The organism is Eubacterium maltosivorans, assembly GCF_002441855.2.
Lineage (GTDB): Bacteria > Bacillota > Clostridia > Eubacteriales > Eubacteriaceae > Eubacterium > Eubacterium maltosivorans.
On sequence record NZ_CP029487.1, the window covers coordinates 3,368,792 to 3,384,549 of the forward strand.

22 protein-coding genes are annotated in these 15,758 nt (G+C 47.8%); 21 read left to right on the forward strand and 1 reads right to left on the reverse strand.

Annotated elements, in window-relative coordinates:
• The first annotated feature begins 34 nt into the window (after positions 1–34).
• From CPZ25_RS15550 to CPZ25_RS15565, 4 genes are read left to right on the forward strand one after another with little or no spacing between them, the layout of a single operon-like run.
• On the forward strand, positions 35–2,080 hold the full coding sequence (locus CPZ25_RS15550) for an MSCRAMM family protein (RefSeq protein WP_096919213.1): 2,046 nt from the start codon (positions 35–37) through the stop codon (positions 2,078–2,080).
• Entirely contained in the window at positions 2,064–3,578 is a 1,515-nt protein-coding gene (locus CPZ25_RS15555; protein ID WP_074617444.1) for a SpaH/EbpB family LPXTG-anchored major pilin, read from the forward strand. Before CPZ25_RS15550 ends, CPZ25_RS15555 begins: the two co-directional genes overlap by 17 nt.
• A gap of 19 nt (positions 3,579–3,597) precedes the next feature.
• Positions 3,598–4,413 (forward strand): class C sortase, encoded by an 816-nt coding sequence (locus CPZ25_RS15560; RefSeq protein ID WP_074617445.1) that lies wholly within the window; start codon positions 3,598–3,600, stop codon positions 4,411–4,413.
• Complete coding sequence (locus CPZ25_RS15565) at positions 4,406–4,720, forward strand: hypothetical protein (protein ID WP_074617446.1); 315 nt, start codon at positions 4,406–4,408, stop codon at positions 4,718–4,720. Before CPZ25_RS15560 ends, CPZ25_RS15565 begins: the two co-directional genes overlap by 8 nt.
• Before the next feature lie 258 nt (positions 4,721–4,978).
• Here the strand turns inward: CPZ25_RS15565 and CPZ25_RS15570 are convergent, their stop codons facing one another.
• Positions 4,979–5,410, reverse strand: coding sequence for a PBECR3 domain-containing polyvalent protein (locus tag CPZ25_RS15570; RefSeq protein ID WP_096919214.1), 432 nt, complete (start codon positions 5,408–5,410; stop codon positions 4,979–4,981).
• A gap of 269 nt (positions 5,411–5,679) precedes the next feature.
• On the opposite strand from CPZ25_RS15570, the gene CPZ25_RS15575 reads away from it, so the two are divergent.
• The 17 genes from CPZ25_RS15575 to CPZ25_RS15650 all read left to right on the forward strand — a co-directional run bounded on the left by CPZ25_RS15575 (position 5,680) and on the right by CPZ25_RS15650 (position 15,748).
• Positions 5,680–6,507, forward strand: a complete 828-nt coding sequence (locus CPZ25_RS15575) for a ParA family protein (protein WP_074618319.1) — start codon at positions 5,680–5,682, stop codon at positions 6,505–6,507.
• On the forward strand, positions 6,461–7,399 hold the full coding sequence (locus CPZ25_RS15580) for a ParB/RepB/Spo0J family partition protein (RefSeq protein WP_074618318.1): 939 nt from the start codon (positions 6,461–6,463) through the stop codon (positions 7,397–7,399). Before CPZ25_RS15575 ends, CPZ25_RS15580 begins: the two co-directional genes overlap by 47 nt.
• A 54-nt stretch (positions 7,400–7,453) precedes the next feature.
• Complete coding sequence (locus CPZ25_RS15585) at positions 7,454–8,035, forward strand: hypothetical protein (protein ID WP_074618317.1); 582 nt, start codon at positions 7,454–7,456, stop codon at positions 8,033–8,035.
• Positions 8,035–8,301 carry a hypothetical protein gene (locus CPZ25_RS15590; protein WP_058695875.1) on the forward strand — a complete coding sequence of 89 codons (267 nt, stop codon included), beginning with the start codon at positions 8,035–8,037 and terminating at the stop codon, positions 8,299–8,301. The genes CPZ25_RS15585 and CPZ25_RS15590 overlap by 1 nt, the downstream gene beginning before the upstream one ends.
• Positions 8,294–8,581, forward strand: a complete 288-nt coding sequence (locus tag CPZ25_RS15595; protein ID WP_074618316.1) for a hypothetical protein — start codon at positions 8,294–8,296, stop codon at positions 8,579–8,581. The genes CPZ25_RS15590 and CPZ25_RS15595 overlap by 8 nt, the downstream gene beginning before the upstream one ends.
• A gap of 11 nt (positions 8,582–8,592) precedes the next feature.
• Positions 8,593–8,856 carry a hypothetical protein gene (locus CPZ25_RS15600; protein WP_058695873.1) on the forward strand — a complete coding sequence of 88 codons (264 nt, stop codon included), beginning with the start codon at positions 8,593–8,595 and terminating at the stop codon, positions 8,854–8,856.
• Positions 8,831–9,388: a YodL domain-containing protein gene (locus CPZ25_RS15605; protein WP_074618315.1), complete on the forward strand. Its 558-nt coding sequence runs from the start codon at positions 8,831–8,833 to the stop codon at positions 9,386–9,388. Before CPZ25_RS15600 ends, CPZ25_RS15605 begins: the two co-directional genes overlap by 26 nt.
• Before the next feature lie 10 nt (positions 9,389–9,398).
• Positions 9,399–9,794 (forward strand): hypothetical protein, encoded by a 396-nt coding sequence (locus CPZ25_RS15610; protein ID WP_074618314.1) that lies wholly within the window; start codon positions 9,399–9,401, stop codon positions 9,792–9,794.
• 23 nt (positions 9,795–9,817) lie between these two features.
• Complete coding sequence (locus tag CPZ25_RS15615; RefSeq protein ID WP_074618313.1) at positions 9,818–10,825, forward strand: antirestriction protein ArdA; 1,008 nt, start codon at positions 9,818–9,820, stop codon at positions 10,823–10,825.
• A gap of 122 nt (positions 10,826–10,947) precedes the next feature.
• Positions 10,948–11,118, forward strand: a complete 171-nt coding sequence (locus CPZ25_RS20550; protein ID WP_167495254.1) for a hypothetical protein — start codon at positions 10,948–10,950, stop codon at positions 11,116–11,118.
• Positions 11,090–11,536, forward strand: coding sequence for a DUF3846 domain-containing protein (locus CPZ25_RS15620; protein WP_074618312.1), 447 nt, complete (start codon positions 11,090–11,092; stop codon positions 11,534–11,536). The genes CPZ25_RS20550 and CPZ25_RS15620 overlap by 29 nt, the downstream gene beginning before the upstream one ends.
• Before the next feature lie 6 nt (positions 11,537–11,542).
• Positions 11,543–11,950, forward strand: coding sequence for a DUF3846 domain-containing protein (locus CPZ25_RS15625; RefSeq protein WP_074618311.1), 408 nt, complete (start codon positions 11,543–11,545; stop codon positions 11,948–11,950).
• A 147-nt stretch (positions 11,951–12,097) separates the two neighbouring features.
• Complete coding sequence (locus tag CPZ25_RS15630; RefSeq protein ID WP_074618310.1) at positions 12,098–12,424, forward strand: plasmid mobilization protein; 327 nt, start codon at positions 12,098–12,100, stop codon at positions 12,422–12,424.
• 1 nt (position 12,425) lies between these two features.
• On the forward strand, positions 12,426–13,784 hold the full coding sequence (locus CPZ25_RS15635; protein WP_096919215.1) for a relaxase/mobilization nuclease domain-containing protein: 1,359 nt from the start codon (positions 12,426–12,428) through the stop codon (positions 13,782–13,784).
• A complete protein-coding gene (locus CPZ25_RS15640; RefSeq protein WP_074618308.1) occupies positions 13,768–14,661 on the forward strand; it encodes a PcfB family protein in 894 nt (297 codons plus the stop codon). Before CPZ25_RS15635 ends, CPZ25_RS15640 begins: the two co-directional genes overlap by 17 nt.
• Positions 14,658–15,545: a hypothetical protein gene (locus CPZ25_RS15645; protein ID WP_074618307.1), complete on the forward strand. Its 888-nt coding sequence runs from the start codon at positions 14,658–14,660 to the stop codon at positions 15,543–15,545. The genes CPZ25_RS15640 and CPZ25_RS15645 overlap by 4 nt, the downstream gene beginning before the upstream one ends.
• An 8-nt stretch (positions 15,546–15,553) precedes the next feature.
• Positions 15,554–15,748 carry a hypothetical protein gene (locus CPZ25_RS15650; RefSeq protein WP_058695866.1) on the forward strand — a complete coding sequence of 65 codons (195 nt, stop codon included), beginning with the start codon at positions 15,554–15,556 and terminating at the stop codon, positions 15,746–15,748.
• The last annotated feature ends 10 nt before the right edge of the window (positions 15,749–15,758 follow it).

The following is a 15,758-nucleotide window of genomic DNA, read 5'->3' on the forward strand; positions in this document are numbered from 1 at the left end:
GTGAAAGAACAAAATTGTAAAAGGAGGAATCAGCATGACACACCGATTTAAACAGGCTTCCGTTTTGCTCATGGCCTTGCTGATGTTGTTTTATGGCTGCGGCTTCAAAGCAGAGGTTTTGGCAAACACAGCGACGGAAAATTCACCGGAGATCACAGAGCCAACTGCTCAAACCGATCCGGCATTCACCGGAGAAATTGAGGATACCAAGAAAAAAAGTCCCGAGCTTGATCCCGGGGAACAAGCGATTCTGGATGCAAATGGCATTACCGCCACCGAGGATACCGGAAAGATGGATGCTTCCGGCAACTACATTCTCGGGGAAACCGCAAGCGGTGGGACCGTGACCTGTTCTACGAGTCTCAGGACATTGGCGAGCCGAAGCTTTGGGGATGAACCCTGCTACAAAAAATTTCAGCGTGCTGCAGGCTGGGATGATGGCGTGATCTACAGCAGTGATTTTGCCAGTCCCGACGGAAGCGACATCATTACCACCACCACACCCATTTTGAGAATCAGTGATAACGGCGTAGATCAAATCGCGTATTGTGCCGATCCATCCCTCAACATTCCCTCAGAAGTGGTCGGCCCCAACGGTCTGGTCACCTATAACCGGGAAAGCTGGAACGTGCAGAGCGGACGTATTCGAAACGTCATGTGGCACGGCTATCATGATGGAAACAGCGGGGAATACTATGTTCAGACCTGGGCAGCCATCCGCGTCATTGCAGGCATCGGCGCTTATACCGATTACTATATGACCGATCCAACCGTTGCCAATCTTGTAAACACTCTCAGCTATCAAAATCCCAATAACTGGGATGCCAGCTGGAGCATTGTCCCGGAACGGGAGGAAGCGGTCTGGAACGCGAGTACCAAGCGGCAGGAAACCGGTTGGTTTCAGACCTACTGTAACAATATTGCCGATCATGGCACTTATACGGTCACGTTGCCAAGTGGTGTCCATGCGCTGCTGCGAAATACCAGCGGACAGGTTTACAGCGATGTGACCGATCAGTTTACCATCTACGATGACGACGACTTTATGTTGTACGCAGACGGCAGCTATCAAGGAGAAGTCAGCGCAAATATTACGCCGACAACCATCAAACGCCACAGCTCTGATGCTGGAAATCCAGATGCCTGCGTCATTTACGCGCCGGACGTCCCGGACACCCAGAGACTTTTCGTCTCCCTTGCCGTCGGTCAGAGTCCGTTAAGCAGCGGCTTCCGGGCAAATTTCACCGGAGCCACCGGAGACGCGCAATTACAGAAAACAGATAACCGCACCAAAGAAAAACTGGCCGGGGCGACCTTTGGTCTGTACGATATGAAAGATAACCTTTTGAAGCAGGGCATCACCGACGAGAACGGGCAGTGGAACGTGACCGACTTAGTTTTTGGAGACTACTATTTCAAAGAAATCGCTGCGCCAAAAGGCTATGAGCTGAATCCGGCAAAGCTGCCGTTCACGGTTGACGGTATCCGGGATATGGTGACGGTGGTGATGGCAAACGAGCCGAAGAAAGGCCCCTTCCAGTTTATCAAGCAGGATGCCGAAACCAGAGAACCCCTTAAAGGCGTGACCTTTGTACTGTATGGCTGTGATGAAAAGCATCCGCATAACGACCTGCAGGATGACAAGATTAAATCCTGCTGGCAGACCATTGTCGGTACCCGGATCAGCGGGACAGACGGAAAAATCGACTTTGGCAATCTCTACGCCGGAGAATACCAGCTGGTGGAAACCAAGACCGTTCCCGGATACGCCAAGCCCATGGGGCAGTGGCGTGTGACCATTGATCCAGAAGCAGTTGAAACCGTAAAGATCACCGCCAAAGGCACCGCCCCGGCATTTGTGAAAGACGGCAATGCTCTGAAAGTCGATAACCAGAAAAACGACAAGCTGCCCTTCACAGGCGGAAACGGCGATCACCGTGCCGCACTGATGCTGGCCGGGATGGTGTTCTTCCTTGCGGCGGGCATTTTAGCTTTAATCCTTAAAAAGAGAAATCTTAAAAATCCAAAAGAAAGCAGCGAAAAGATAGAAAGGAAAGAAGAAAATGAATCTGAAAAATAACCCATTGTTCAAGAAAATCGGCGGCCTTGCTTTAAGCATTGCCATTTTATGCACAAGCTGCGGCCCCGCTTTTGCCGCCACCGGATCACCGGATACCAGTGCAACGCGGAGCCTGACCATCCATAAATACCGGATGGAGGACATTACAAAGGCCACCACCGAAGGAACCGGTCAGCAGACCGATGTTGTTCCAGCCGATGCGGTTCCGCTTCCGGGCATCGCGTTTAAAGTGACCAAGATGCAGGATACCGACAATACCAAAGTGGATACCACCTGGAACATCCAGACCGTCACCACCGGAGCCGACGGTTCGGTCACCATCAGCGGCAACAGTAACCTGCCCATGGGGGTCTACAAGGTAGAAGAACAAACCAATCCAGCGGTAGCCGTCAAAGCCGACCCGTGTCTGGTATCCGTACCCCTCACCAACCCTGCGGGCGACGGCTGGATTTACAACGTCCACGTATTCCCCAAAAACCAGATCAAGCACGGCCCGGACATCGACAAGTTTGTGACCGAGCTGGAAAACAAACACGATACCGCGGACATCAGCGAAAGCGTGAAGTGGATTATCGAAACCACACTGCCGGATGATGTGGCGACCTGTAAGAACTACACCATAACAGACAGCATCGACACCCGATTAGATTTTGTTCCGGGCAGTGTCAAGGTCTACCGTGTCGATACCGATAAAAAACGTGTGCTCATGACACCGGACAGCTACACGGTCACAGAACCAAGTACGGCCAACAGCCGAACCTTAACCGTGTCGCTGACAGATGCCGGCAAAAAAACAGCGGCCAAGTCACTGCCAAATGCCAAAGATAAAAACGCCACCCTCAACATTGAATTCAAAACCGTCATAAACAAAACCGCCGAGGGCAGCTTAGGTAAGCCAATCCCCAACGGCGCGACCATCCATTATACCAACAACTTAGACATTTTCTTTGAACCACAAACCGTTCCCGATGACAAAAAGCCCGAAGTACATACCGGAGGAATCAACCTTTTAAAGGTGGACGCAGACGACAACGCCCTTAAGCTTCAAGAAGCCAAATTTAAAATATACCGAACCGAAGCCGACGCGAAGAAAAACATCAACGCCGTCAAAGACCCGCAAGACAACCATATCGACTGGGAAGTGACCACCGACGCAAGCGGCATTGCCCATTTCTGGGGCCTTGCCTATGGACAGAAAGGGCAGGATACTTATTATGGCGACAGCACGCATTACTGGGTGGTTGAGACACTGGCCCCGGTAGATGGCGAAGGGAAACCCTACAATCTACTGAAATACCCTGTAAAGGTGACCGTCAATTCAAACAGCCATGCCGAAGCCAACAAGATTATTGTGGAAAACATCAAGCATTACGACCTCCCCTACACAGGCGGTACCGGCAGTTTAACACCTCTTTATATGGGCGCGGCATTGATTCTCATGGCAGCCGGGATGAGTATTCTTTTCATCCGGAGCAAGCGAAACACAGGGGACAAATAGGCGAAAGGGGAAGCTGGAAATGAAAAACAAAGCAATGCTGCTGCTGATCATTGTTCTGGTCAGTGCGGGGCTTGGCTGCATCCTTTATCCGGATATGGTTTATCTTCTGGCTTCCCAAAAACAGGGACAGGTGATTCAGGATTATCAAATGACGACAGAGGAGATGAACAAACAGCGCATGGAGGAAGCCTATCAAAAAGCTATTAGCTACAATGAAAGACGGATCAATCCAATCATTGGAGATCCTTTTTCAGAGGATATACAAGAAGAATCAGCGGATTACACAGAGATTCTTAATGTTAACGGGACAATGGGAGTGATCGAGATACCAAAAATAAAGGTGAATCTGCCCATCTATCACGGCACATCCGAATCCGTGCTTTCGAGAGGAGTGGGGCATCTGAAAAACACCGCCCTGCCCGTCGGCGGCACCGGGACACACGCCGTGCTGACCGGACACCGGGGCTATGCAGGCGCAAAGCTGTTTACCGATTTAGATCAGTTGGTCATGGGGGATCGCTTTTATCTGCACGTCCTTGATAAGACTTTAACCTATGAAGTGGATCAGATTCTGGTGGTCACACCCGACCAGACCGAAGCCTTAAAACCCGTCGAAGGAGAGGACTTTGTAACCCTGCTGACCTGCACCCCGTACCAGATCAACAGCCACCGGCTGCTGGTGCGCGGCAAACGAATCAAAGCACTTCCCGCAGAAGTGAAGCCTGAGACGATGGAAGAACCGACACCTGTTAAGGAACTGCTTTTTTCCTTTGTATCTCTGGTAGGAATTGCAGCAGGTATCTGGTATTTGAAAAGGAGGAAGAAACGTGAATGAATGGGATTTAGGTGCCATGCTGACACTAACCGGGATGCTGACTTTCGGTTTGATCCTGTTATGGAGCATCCGAAAGCGAGAGAAAAAATGCCGAAGCTATCCGCCGTGGCTGGCGGTGCAGATTGTGAGTATCTTAATCCTGCTCGTATGTGTGCCAGTTTATCTGATGTTTAGTAGCGGTTATTCTGTTGCCCGAATATTTTCCACATCGTTGATCCTTGCGACTGCAATCATTGGTTTGGAACGGGCTGTTTCCAAGCTACAACGGCATTACTTTCACTGGAAAGACAGAAAGGGAGCGTTTTAAAAGGATAAAACAGATCAATCGTATTATTGAGTTTGTCGAAATCGAGAACCGTGACAATTTGTCACAGTTTGTTGTATGGTTGGTTAAAAAGCGTTATATCATTAAGGTGAACAAAAAAGTCGCCTGAAAAATCAGACGGCTTATATATATACAGCAGATAATCGGCAGGGCGGCGTATCCTGCATCTCAGGTACTCCAAAGAGTGTGTTGGGAGCCATTTCCAACCTCAACTACCTGCTGGTATAATCTATGTACCCTTTATTCTTTTATACTTTCATTATAAGGCTTTTCAAAGGAGGCGTCAAGGTCTAGGGATAAAGAGCAGACAGGTTTAAGTCGACCGCTGTTTAAATGTTTTTTTAGCTTTCCATCACTGATGGCATACAAAGAAGCAATGAACAGATAATCATTTTTCAGATCAAGTTTAATTGCAACCATAATGTTAGCATCATAATGTTTTACAATTTCAATGCTGTTGGGCTCTTTTGGATTTTTACCAATATAATCCGGAAACTCAAGCATTTCAGAAATATGGGGCAAGTAAGCGAGACAATCAGGATGCCTTTTTTCAATATGAACGCGAAGTCCCTTTGACTGGTAAATCGGCCCGCATGGTAAATTGGACTGTGTGACAAGGTTAAATTCTGGTAGATATTCACCTACTTTTATCATTTTGTTGAAATCAACCATATGCCGCCTCACTTGTTTACAAGAATAAGAACATTATACTAAAAATTGCATAGAAAAGCAAAAGAAGCAAGCGTACGAATTTGGCGTACAATTCAAGGCTGTATGCAGAAGGAGAGAGAGAAAGTAGCCCAAAAATCAGACATGAACAGCTCAATTTTTAATAGCATTTACAGACAAAAACGGGAATACACAATCAGTATTCTCTTTTTTATTACGGCCCGCCGCTCAAAAACCATTGAGCGGCTTTTTTTATTTAGGAGGTGCCAATTATGGCAAAAACCAAAGTCATCACAATTTCTAATCAAAAAGGTGGTGTCGGCAAGACCAATGTCACGGTGAACCTCGGTGTGGGTCTGGCAAATGAAGGAAAGAAAGTGCTTCTGGTGGACAGTGATCCACAAGGCGATTTAACCACTTCCCTCGGATGGTATGATCACTATGGACTTGAAGCGACGTTGACTACCATGATGCAGGGCATTGTCGCTGACCAGCCCATTGACCCCAAGGCGGTGATCCTGCACCACCCGGAAAACGTCGATTTAATCCCCGCGGATTTAGATCTCGCAGGCATGGAGATGTCACTACTGGTGGCTATGAACCGGGAATCCGTACTGCGCATGTGTCTACAGGACATCAAGAAAGACTATGACTATATCCTTATCGACACCATGCCAAGCCTGGGTATCCTGTCGATTAACGCCATGGCTGCGGCGGACAGCATCATCATTCCCGTACAGGCCCAGTATCTGGCCCTTAATGGGATGACCCAGCTGATCCAATCCATCAACAAGGTTAAGCGGCAGATCAACCCCAATTTAAAAGTTGAAGGTGCACTCATTACCATGGCCGATATAAACACCAACATGACCAAAGAGGTGGCCGAAGCACTCCATGAGCAGTACGGAAAACAGCTTTATATTTTTCGCAATGCCATTCCACGCGCTACAAAGGCAGCAGAAACCAGTGCGGCGGCCAAAAGCATTTACACCTACGACAAGGGAACAAAAATCTGTGAAGCCTACAAAGCTTTGACGAAGGAGGTAATTAACCATGGCAGTAAACAAAAAGATAAACATGCCGCTGCCCAGTGCCGATGACCTGTTTAAAACCGATGCGGAAAGACAGAATGATGGACTTGAAAAAGTTATGGAAATTCCCATTGAGGAAATTTCAAGCTTTCCAGACCATCCCTTTAAGCTCCAGATGGATGAAGCCATGCAGGACATGGTCGAAAGCATCAAAGAATACGGCGTACTGTCACCCGCTTTGGTAAGACCAAAAGAAGGCGGGGGATACGAGATGGTATCCGGCCACCGTCGAAAAATGGCTTCTGAGATTGCAGAAAAGACGGCGATCCCCTGTATTGTCCGAAACCTGACGGATGATGAAGCCATTATTCTGATGGTGGATTCCAATCTGCAACGGGAAAAAATCATGCCTTCAGAAAAAGCTTTTGCTTACAAAATGAAACTCGATGCCATGAAAAGACAGGCAGGAAGGCCGAGCAAAAATAATCCTGTGCCAGTGGCACAGGATTTAAAGGGAAAGACTTCCCGCGAAGTTTTAGGCGAACAGGTGGGGGAGAGTCAGGATCAAATACGGCGTTATATCCGTTTAACCGAACTGGATTCCCCCATTTTGGACATGGTGGATGAGGGGAGAATCGCATTCCGGCCCGCGGTGGAGCTGTCCTACCTGAAGCCTGCCGAGCAAAAACAGCTTTTAGAGGTGATGGAAAGCGAGGAGTGTACCCCTTCATTGGCACAGTCCACGAAGCTGAAACAGTTCTCCAAGGAAGGGAAACTCACGAACAACGTCATTTTATCCATCATGAAAGAGGTCAAGCCCAACCAGAAGGAAACCATCAAAATTCAGAAAGAGAAAATCAGCAAGTATTTCAGGAAAGGAACCACCGACAAAAAAATTGAAGATACCATCATCAAGGCGTTGGAGATGTATCAGAAACGCCAGAAGCAGATGGAGCGGTAACAGGATTCAGGGCGGCAGAGATGCCGCCCATTTACGTTCAAAGGAGGAACGAAGATGTTAGAAACAGATTGGATGTACGAAGATTATCAGATCACACAGGCCATTGATATTCAAGGGCGTATGGTTATTTTTGGAGAAAGTCGCTTAGATAATAAGCCAACAGCGTTCTTGTGCGGCTATTATGAACCTTTGTTATTGGCGGATGCTTATTCGGAAATCCAAATCGGCAGTTATCTGGAAATGATGGAACTGTTCATAAAGCGGGTACAGTGTCAAATTGATAAAGTGCGGGAGGAACAACAGGAAATGGATGTGCCGTTAGATGCTATTACCCGGGAAATGTGTGTTCCTTATCAGGAGAATACAGGCATCCGTGGTCAGATGGTTGCCATTGATCCCATGCGGTTTCGGCCAGAAGATCGCATTGGCCCGAAACAAATCGGCTATGTGATAGCGGATCAAACACCTTCCAAAAACAGTATGGTGTTCAGACGGCTTTATGATGGCCGGGAGATGTGCTGTTTTTACGGGGACATTCTGGGTGTGATCAAGTCTGAGTATCAGTCGGATTGGGCCAAAGAAGTGGTCTGTCAACTTGAAAAAAATGATGAAAACCGAAAAGGAGAAACACGCTGATGGAAAAACATGAAAACAAAGGCTATCAGATCACCGACAGCATCCAAGTCGGGAATACCGCTTTCGTCATCGGACACAGCGAAAGCCTGCCCTATCCCTATGTGGTTTGGAAGAAAACCGAAGGGCAGGGATACGATTATGGACATTATAAAAACCATCGTCAGGAAGCCGTTGAAGATTTGTGCCGCCGGGCACTCAAAGAATTAAAAATACAAAGAAATAAAGAAATGCGAAAACCGCGAAAGGAGCAGGCCGAAAATGAATAAATTACCAGAACAGTGCTATAACACCTTACTCTCCACCGGGGAGCTTGTCACCATTAAGAAAAATGAAAAAGGCTATTTCCCATCTGAGCTTTCCACACCGGATATGTTAACAAACCGTGCCATTGCAGAGCGGGCTAACCGAAAGGCTGGGATCACCAAGGCTCAGACCGCTGCCATGGTCGGCGGTTCTTTGTTTGGATGGTCATCACCCGCCGCGAATCCAGATAACTATGATGTCAACGGCAATTTTGTTCGCGGACGTTTCAAGGATGAGCCGTAAGGAGCAGTGCCATGGCTAAAAATACCAAAGGTTTCAGAGCTTTAACCCGTCTGATTGAAGCGGGCTATAACACCGAAAAGGCCATTGCGGGCATGACCATGACTGAAATGCTGGCGTTGCCCGGCGTGTCGGTCTCCGAACTTGTCCAGTTCGACGAACTGCAAAAAAGCGTTAAAGCAGGCAAAGTTGTCACCTATTTAGGCACCACAGAGGAACGAGAAAAGAAAAAAGAGGAAGGAGCAAAAGCAAATGACCAAGAAAATACGGTTTATTGATGCGCGGTATTTTGACCTTTTTTATCTGCCCGACGGCAGCCGGATTATTGAAAAATCCATGGATGGCTCGAAAGAGAAAAAGCGCTGTTACTACATTGATCCCTACCATGCAAAAATTGGTGAGCGCATTTTCCATATCCATGAATATGCAAAGCAGATGGAAGAAAGTGCGGTTCTCTATGTTCCAGAAAGGCCACAAGCAGATGACCAGTTAGACTATTACACCATTTATCAGATGCAAAACCGATTAAGGGTGGATTATGCTTTCTGCACTTACGAGGAAGCGAAAGACCGGATTAATCCTGAAAATTATCGCCCGGTTTATCAGGCTGTTTTAGCTCAAAACGTAAATCAGGAAGATATTTATTCGATTCACAACCGGGAAAACCGTCCCTTTAAAGATAAAATAAGACCTTTATCCTTAGGTGATATTATCCTTTTCCACCGAAAGGGTCATCACATTGCCTATTATGTGGACATGGCCGGGTATCCAGAGATCCCTGGCTTTTCCTTTAAAATTGAAAACAAATGAGGTGATGGTATTGCTCAATGCACGCATTACATACGGTGGCAAGCAGCTTTTAACCAAGCTCTGGTACCCACACGATACCATCAAATGGGCTTTATACGATATGGGCATCAGAAAGTCCATGGATGAAATTTATCCGGATGATCCGGAAATCAGTATCCAGTACCTGCCCGACAGTCCAGAAGGACAGCAGCTTTCATCCTTGATTACCTGCCGCCATTCCCTCATGGAAGTCAACACCGCCTGCCGGGCTTACTACTGTACCGGGGACTACCGCGTTATGGATCGCATGGATGCGCGGCTTGAAAAGGGCTCTATTAAAACATTGGAGGACTATATTAAAACCGCGCAGCGGATCAAGAGAAAGCTGGATAAAGACCCGATCCGGCGGAAAACCGATGCGCGGTAAAAGAAAAAAGGAGGAAAACCAACATGTACGAGGGTGTGATTAATGCCTATGTGACGAACTTAGGCCGCTACAACGAGGGTTATCTGGTGGGAGAGTTCTTAGCTTTACCCGCCACCACTGAGGAAGTACAGGCTATTTTTGAGCGGATCGGCGTAGACGAAAAGCGATATGAGGAATACTTTATCACCGATTATGAAACAGAGATCAGCGGTCTGGGCGATTGTCTGGGTGAATATGAAAATCTGAATGCCTTGAATTATCTTGCGTCCTGCCTTGATGAGCTGACCGAGGAAGAAATGAAAAAATATGAAATCGCTGTGGAAGAAGGCGACTACACGTCAAGCATCGTGGATTTAATCAACTTGACCCAAAATCTGGATTGCTACGACATCGTTCAGGACATCGACAACGACTATGCGCTGGGGGAATACTATATCAACGAGTGCGGTGCATTTTTGGAAGTACCGGATGGGCTGAGTAACTATATCGCCTATGACGCATATGGACGGGACGCGCGGATGAATGATTGCGGCAGCTACATCAACGGCTGTTATGTGTGCGAAACTGGAGCAGGCTTTTATCCTTTCTTCGATGGTCATGAGATTCCCGAAGAATACCACATCACGTCTTTTCCAGAGCCAAGAGATGTGGATGCCCTGATGGTACGCATCGGACAGCCTCCTGAAAAAATCCGCATTGAAAATAGTCTGGAAGGCATCGAGAGTGTCTTTGAAGGGACCGTTTGCGCCTATCCCCTGTCGGATGAAACCCTCATTGTTACTCAAAAAGAGGATAAACGGATTCCCAACCACGCCCTTTTTGACGCAGCGGAACATGCCAAGATCAGCGTTTGTGGGGATTTTCTATTGTGCAACTGGGATTTTGAAGCCCTTAAAGTCAAAGACCTCACCCCAAAACAGATTGAAAAATATATGGATCAACTGGAACATCCTGAAAAATACAATGGGGATGTGCAGCGAAAGATCGTATTTCCGGAAAAAGAAAAGCATCGGGACACGATGGAACGGTAAGCAGAATGTCACCTGAAGATTCTGCTTTTTTTATTTCAGAAGGGAGGTGATTCCCTTGAACTATAATCCATAGAGCTCACGGTCACAAAAGAAATTTTTAAAAAAACGAAGGAGAAAAACACATGAGTACAGCCATTAACCTGAATGAATTGATGAAACTTTATGAGGGGGAGGACGTGGAGATCACGTTGATCATCCCCTCGTCACCCCTCATTGTGGATGTGGGAGAGACATCAGAAGCCAGCGAAGGGAAAGGAAACGATCATGAAAAACAATACCACGAATCAAAATGAACTAACGGATAAGAAAGACGAAATCACCATCCTGATGATCCGGGCCGGGGAGCGGCCACAGGAAATGACCATTGAGAACACCCTTGAAGCCAAGCAGAAATTGGTGGATGGATACATTGAAATGTATTATCTTCCAACCGATGACGACGCAGTGATCATCTGTAATGAAGAAGGAAAGATCAACGGTCTGCCCCTGAACCGCGGTATTTTTGATGAAAAAAAGCGGCTTGTTGAGATTATTGCAGGCGATTTTTTTCTTTGTAACGCCCCGAGGGACAGCGAGGATTTTACAAGCTTAAGCCCAAAACAAATTGAAAAATTTTCTGAGCAATTCAAATATCCTGAACAGTTTATACGCCTTAATCAAGGGATTATCGCTGTCCCGATAAAGGATAAACACAGGGATTATGAGCGGTAACTGAAAATGAAACGTACAATCAATGTCTTATATATCCGATCCGGGGAGTCCCCGCGGGAAGTTACCATTCCCAATAACCTGAAATCCATGCAAAAACTCGTAGGCGGCAACATTGAAAGGTATGAGTTACAAACGGATGATGATGCAGTGATTATCTGCAACGATGAAGGAAAGATAAACGGTCTGCCGATGAACCGTGGCATCTTTATTGATAACAGTGAACTTATTGACATCATTGCCGGGGACTTTCTTATCTGCAATGCGCGGGGTGACCGAAAAGGTTTTTCCAGTCTTACCCCCGAACAAATCCAAAAATATGCCGAAGAATACAAGTTTCCTGAGCGGTTTTGCCGTGTAAACCGAGAGATTGTTGTCGTGCCGTTGATGCCGAAAATCAAATATTATGAGCGGTAACTAAATTGAAAGCAGGGGAGCCTTGCGGCGTGAGACTGTCCCAGCAAGCACTGAAAAAGGATAGCCGCCCTCCAGGCAGCTCACCTTTTTCGCTTGTTGGGGCGTGCCCCAATCCCCCTTTTATAACGTGGATAAGGAGTGAAAAATATGCGAAAGCGCAACGTTGAGATCCTGTTTCGCCTGACAAGGCGGGAAGCACAGGAACTGGATAAAAAAGTGAAGAAGTCTGGTCTGAGCCGGGAAGCTTTTCTGCGTGCCATGATTGAAGGCTACCAGTTACACGAAAAACCCGGCCCGGCGTTTTACGAAACCATGCGGCAGATGTCCGCCATCGGAAACAACCTGAACCAGATTGCCGCCAAGGCCAATGCCCTGGGTTTTGTGGATCAGCCGCTTTATGAAAAAGAAGCCCTGAAATGGCGGAAGTTCCAGACCGAAATCAGAGAAAAATTTCTGCTGCCAGAAAAAGGATGATATGGCCACCACAAAAATTTGGGACATCCGGGGCCGTCTGGACAGGGTGGTTGATTATGCCAAAAATCCGGATAAGACAAAGAACAAAAATTATGGCGTGGCTGACGTACAGGCCCTGCGGGATGTGATGGACTATGTGTCGCAGGACATTAAAACTGAAAGGCAGTTTTATGTCACAGGTTTAAACTGTTCACCCGAAACCGCGAGGGAGGAGATGACCATCACCCAAAAGCAGTACCGCAAGGAGGGCGGCATCATTGCCTATCACGCCTATCAAAGCTTCAAACCCGGGGAAGTCACCCCGGAGATCGCCCATGAAATCGGCGTAAAACTGGCAGAGGAATTGTGGGGATCACGGTTTGAGGTGATCGTCGCAACCCACATCGACAAAGCCCATATTCACAATCACATGGTGCTGAACGCTGTCTCCTTTGCTGATGGGCTGCGCTACTATGACAATAAAGAAACCTATCGGAAAATGCGGGAGGTCTCCGACCGTCTTTGCCTTGAATACAAGCTTTCCGTGATTCAAAAGACCATGAACAAGTCTATGCAGTACGGTGAGTGGCGGGCAGAGCAGGAAGGAAAACCCACATGGCGGGGCCTGATCTTAAAAGACCTCGATGCAACCATTTCCGAATCCGTGACCCTTCGGCAGTTTCTGTATCGTCTGCGGCAGAAGGGATACGCCATCAAGTATGATGCAAAATACTTCACGCTGAAGCCGCCCGGGAAAGCGCGATATGTGCGCATTGACCGCCAGTATCCCGAATACCGTTTAGACAACATCGAACAGCGGATTTTTAAACAGCAGCAGATCAAGCAGTACCGACCCGGGCCAAAGGCTGCAAAGAAAAAAATGCTTTTGCACGGAAGCTTTGAAAAAGCCCGTCATACCAGCGGCCTGCGGGGCCTGTACCTTTACTACTGCTTTAAGCTGGGCGTGTTTCAAAAGAAAAAAGACCGGGAAGCAGGCGCACTGCCGTTTCTGTACCGGGAGGATATACGGAAGATGGAACAAATCAGTCAGGAAGCGTGTTTTCTATGCCGCCATCAGATCAACACCATGGATGAACTGGCAGCTCATAAGATAGAAAATGAACAGCAGATAAAAAAACTCTGTACTGAGCGTAAAAAACTCTGGAACAGAACACAGCGCACACCGGATGAAAAAGAGGTGACTAAAATCAAAGCGGACATTGCCGGGCTGAGCGCGCAGATCAAAGCACTCAGAAAGGAAGTGAAGTATTGTGACGGCATTGCCGCGCGATCCATGCCGATGAAAGAAAAAATCAAAGCAGTCAAATTAGAAGAAAAAAATAAAGGAAAGGAGCATACCAAAAATGAATACAAGCGGTGACGCAGCTGAACAAGTCATCCGACTATCCCTTGAAGGGGCGGATTTTTTGTTGCGGCTGACAGGGACAGGCCTTAAAAATCTGGCCTTTCTGTTAATCTCAGCTTTAAAGAGTGCTGATGTACACAAAACAAAAGGAAAAACCCGATTAACAGCTATGCTGAAATCCGGGAAACCCTTAACCGTTTTTTCGATTAACAATGCTGACCTTGAAGTCTTTGCCAAAGAAGCCAAGCATTACGGGGTGCTTTACTGTGCCCTGGGCAATCCGACAGGCAGTCCGGATGGTGTGACGGATATTCTGGTGAAGCAGGAGGATGCTGTGCGGATCAACCGGATCGTTGAACGCTTCCAGCTGGCAGCAGTGAATACCGCGGAAATTAAGAGTGAAATTCTGAATGAACGGGAAGGGCAGACGCAGACTCCTGAAGAAGTACAGGCAGAGGAAGCCCTGTTGAATGATCTTTTTGGTGCATCGGATCAGGAATCCAAAGCCGGGGAAGAACAGCTGCTGGATGTCCTTTTAGGCCCCGCAGAGCCAAAGGAGGAAAACGAGCTGCCCCCAAAGGAGGAAAACATGGTTTCGGGCAGGGAGGACAAGGAAGTCCTACAGGCGGAGAAACCCTACGCCGAGGACCCGCAGGCCCAGGCACAGGAGAAAAGCCTTCCATCCGGGAACAGCTTGAAGCCGCCCGCCGCAGAAGAAGGTAAACCTTCCGTCCGGGCAGAACTCAGAGCGATCAAAGCCGAGCAGGAAAAGGCCCGGGCAGAACCCGAACGCAGCGCACCGGAGCCGCAAAAGGAAACCAAACACCATGGGCCCAAGCGGAAAACCAAAAAAGAGATTCAAAAAAAATCGAAGGGAGATAAAACACGATGAGTAACTTATATGACCTGTTTGGTCAGGAAGAACCCGAACAGAAGCCGAGAAACAATCAAAAGTGGCAGGCCGAGCAAAAGGCCAACCGGGAATACTGCTATACACAAATTGAAAAGGCCCTTGAAACCATTGGGAAAAGTCCCGAGCTATTTCAGGGGTATCTGAACGTTCAGGCCAATTTTGAATACTATACTGCCCGTAACGCGCTGCTCATACAGGTGCAGCGGGAAACCGCCACCAAAATTGCAGACAGTACGACATGGAAAGAGCAGGGTATCTTTGTGAAACAGTCCGAGTTCAGAAACCCGATTTTGATTCTGGAACCCGGAAACCCCTACACCCGTGATGATGGAACAACCGGGCAGTCCTTCAAGGCCAAGAAAATGTACGACATCACCCAGACCACCTGTCGGGTGCGTTCTCAGAAAACAGGCAAACTGGATGACCGGATGCTGATAAAATCACTCATTTCAAAGGCCCCGGTAAAGATTCTGACCGCCGAAGCCGTCAATCATCCGCTGGCCGTGGATTTTGATATGGATAAAGAGTGCGTGGTGGTGGAAAAAGGGCTGAATCCGGATGCCATGTATCAGGGAATCGCCGCCGCTTTAGCCAAGTCCGAACTGGCCTTAAACGGATGCGATACCAAAACCCTTGATTTCAAGGCCCAGGCCGCCGCTTACATGATCTGCAGACAGGCAGGCGTTTCAACCGCATGCTTTGACTTTTCAAAGCTGCCGGATTTTCTGACCAGTGCAGAACCGCAGCAGGTGGGCGCAGAGCTGACCGCCATCAAGGATGCCATGGCCGAGGTGTCCATGCGGGTAAAGTACAATTTACAGCAGATGGTACAGCAAAAGAGCCGGGCAGACCCGGCACGCTGAGGTAGATCATGAAAGAAGTCAAAAGAATTTTAACCCTTGACCATGTGGAGTACGGCGTTCTGATCAATGCCCTCAATCAAATGCGAAACGGCCTGATAAGGCAGAAACGGTCAACAGATGTCGTGGACGACCTCTTACTGAAAACCATCGACGCACCTACAGAAAAGACCGGGAAAAGGAAGGGACGCGACAGTGCAAGATAATTTCAGTAAA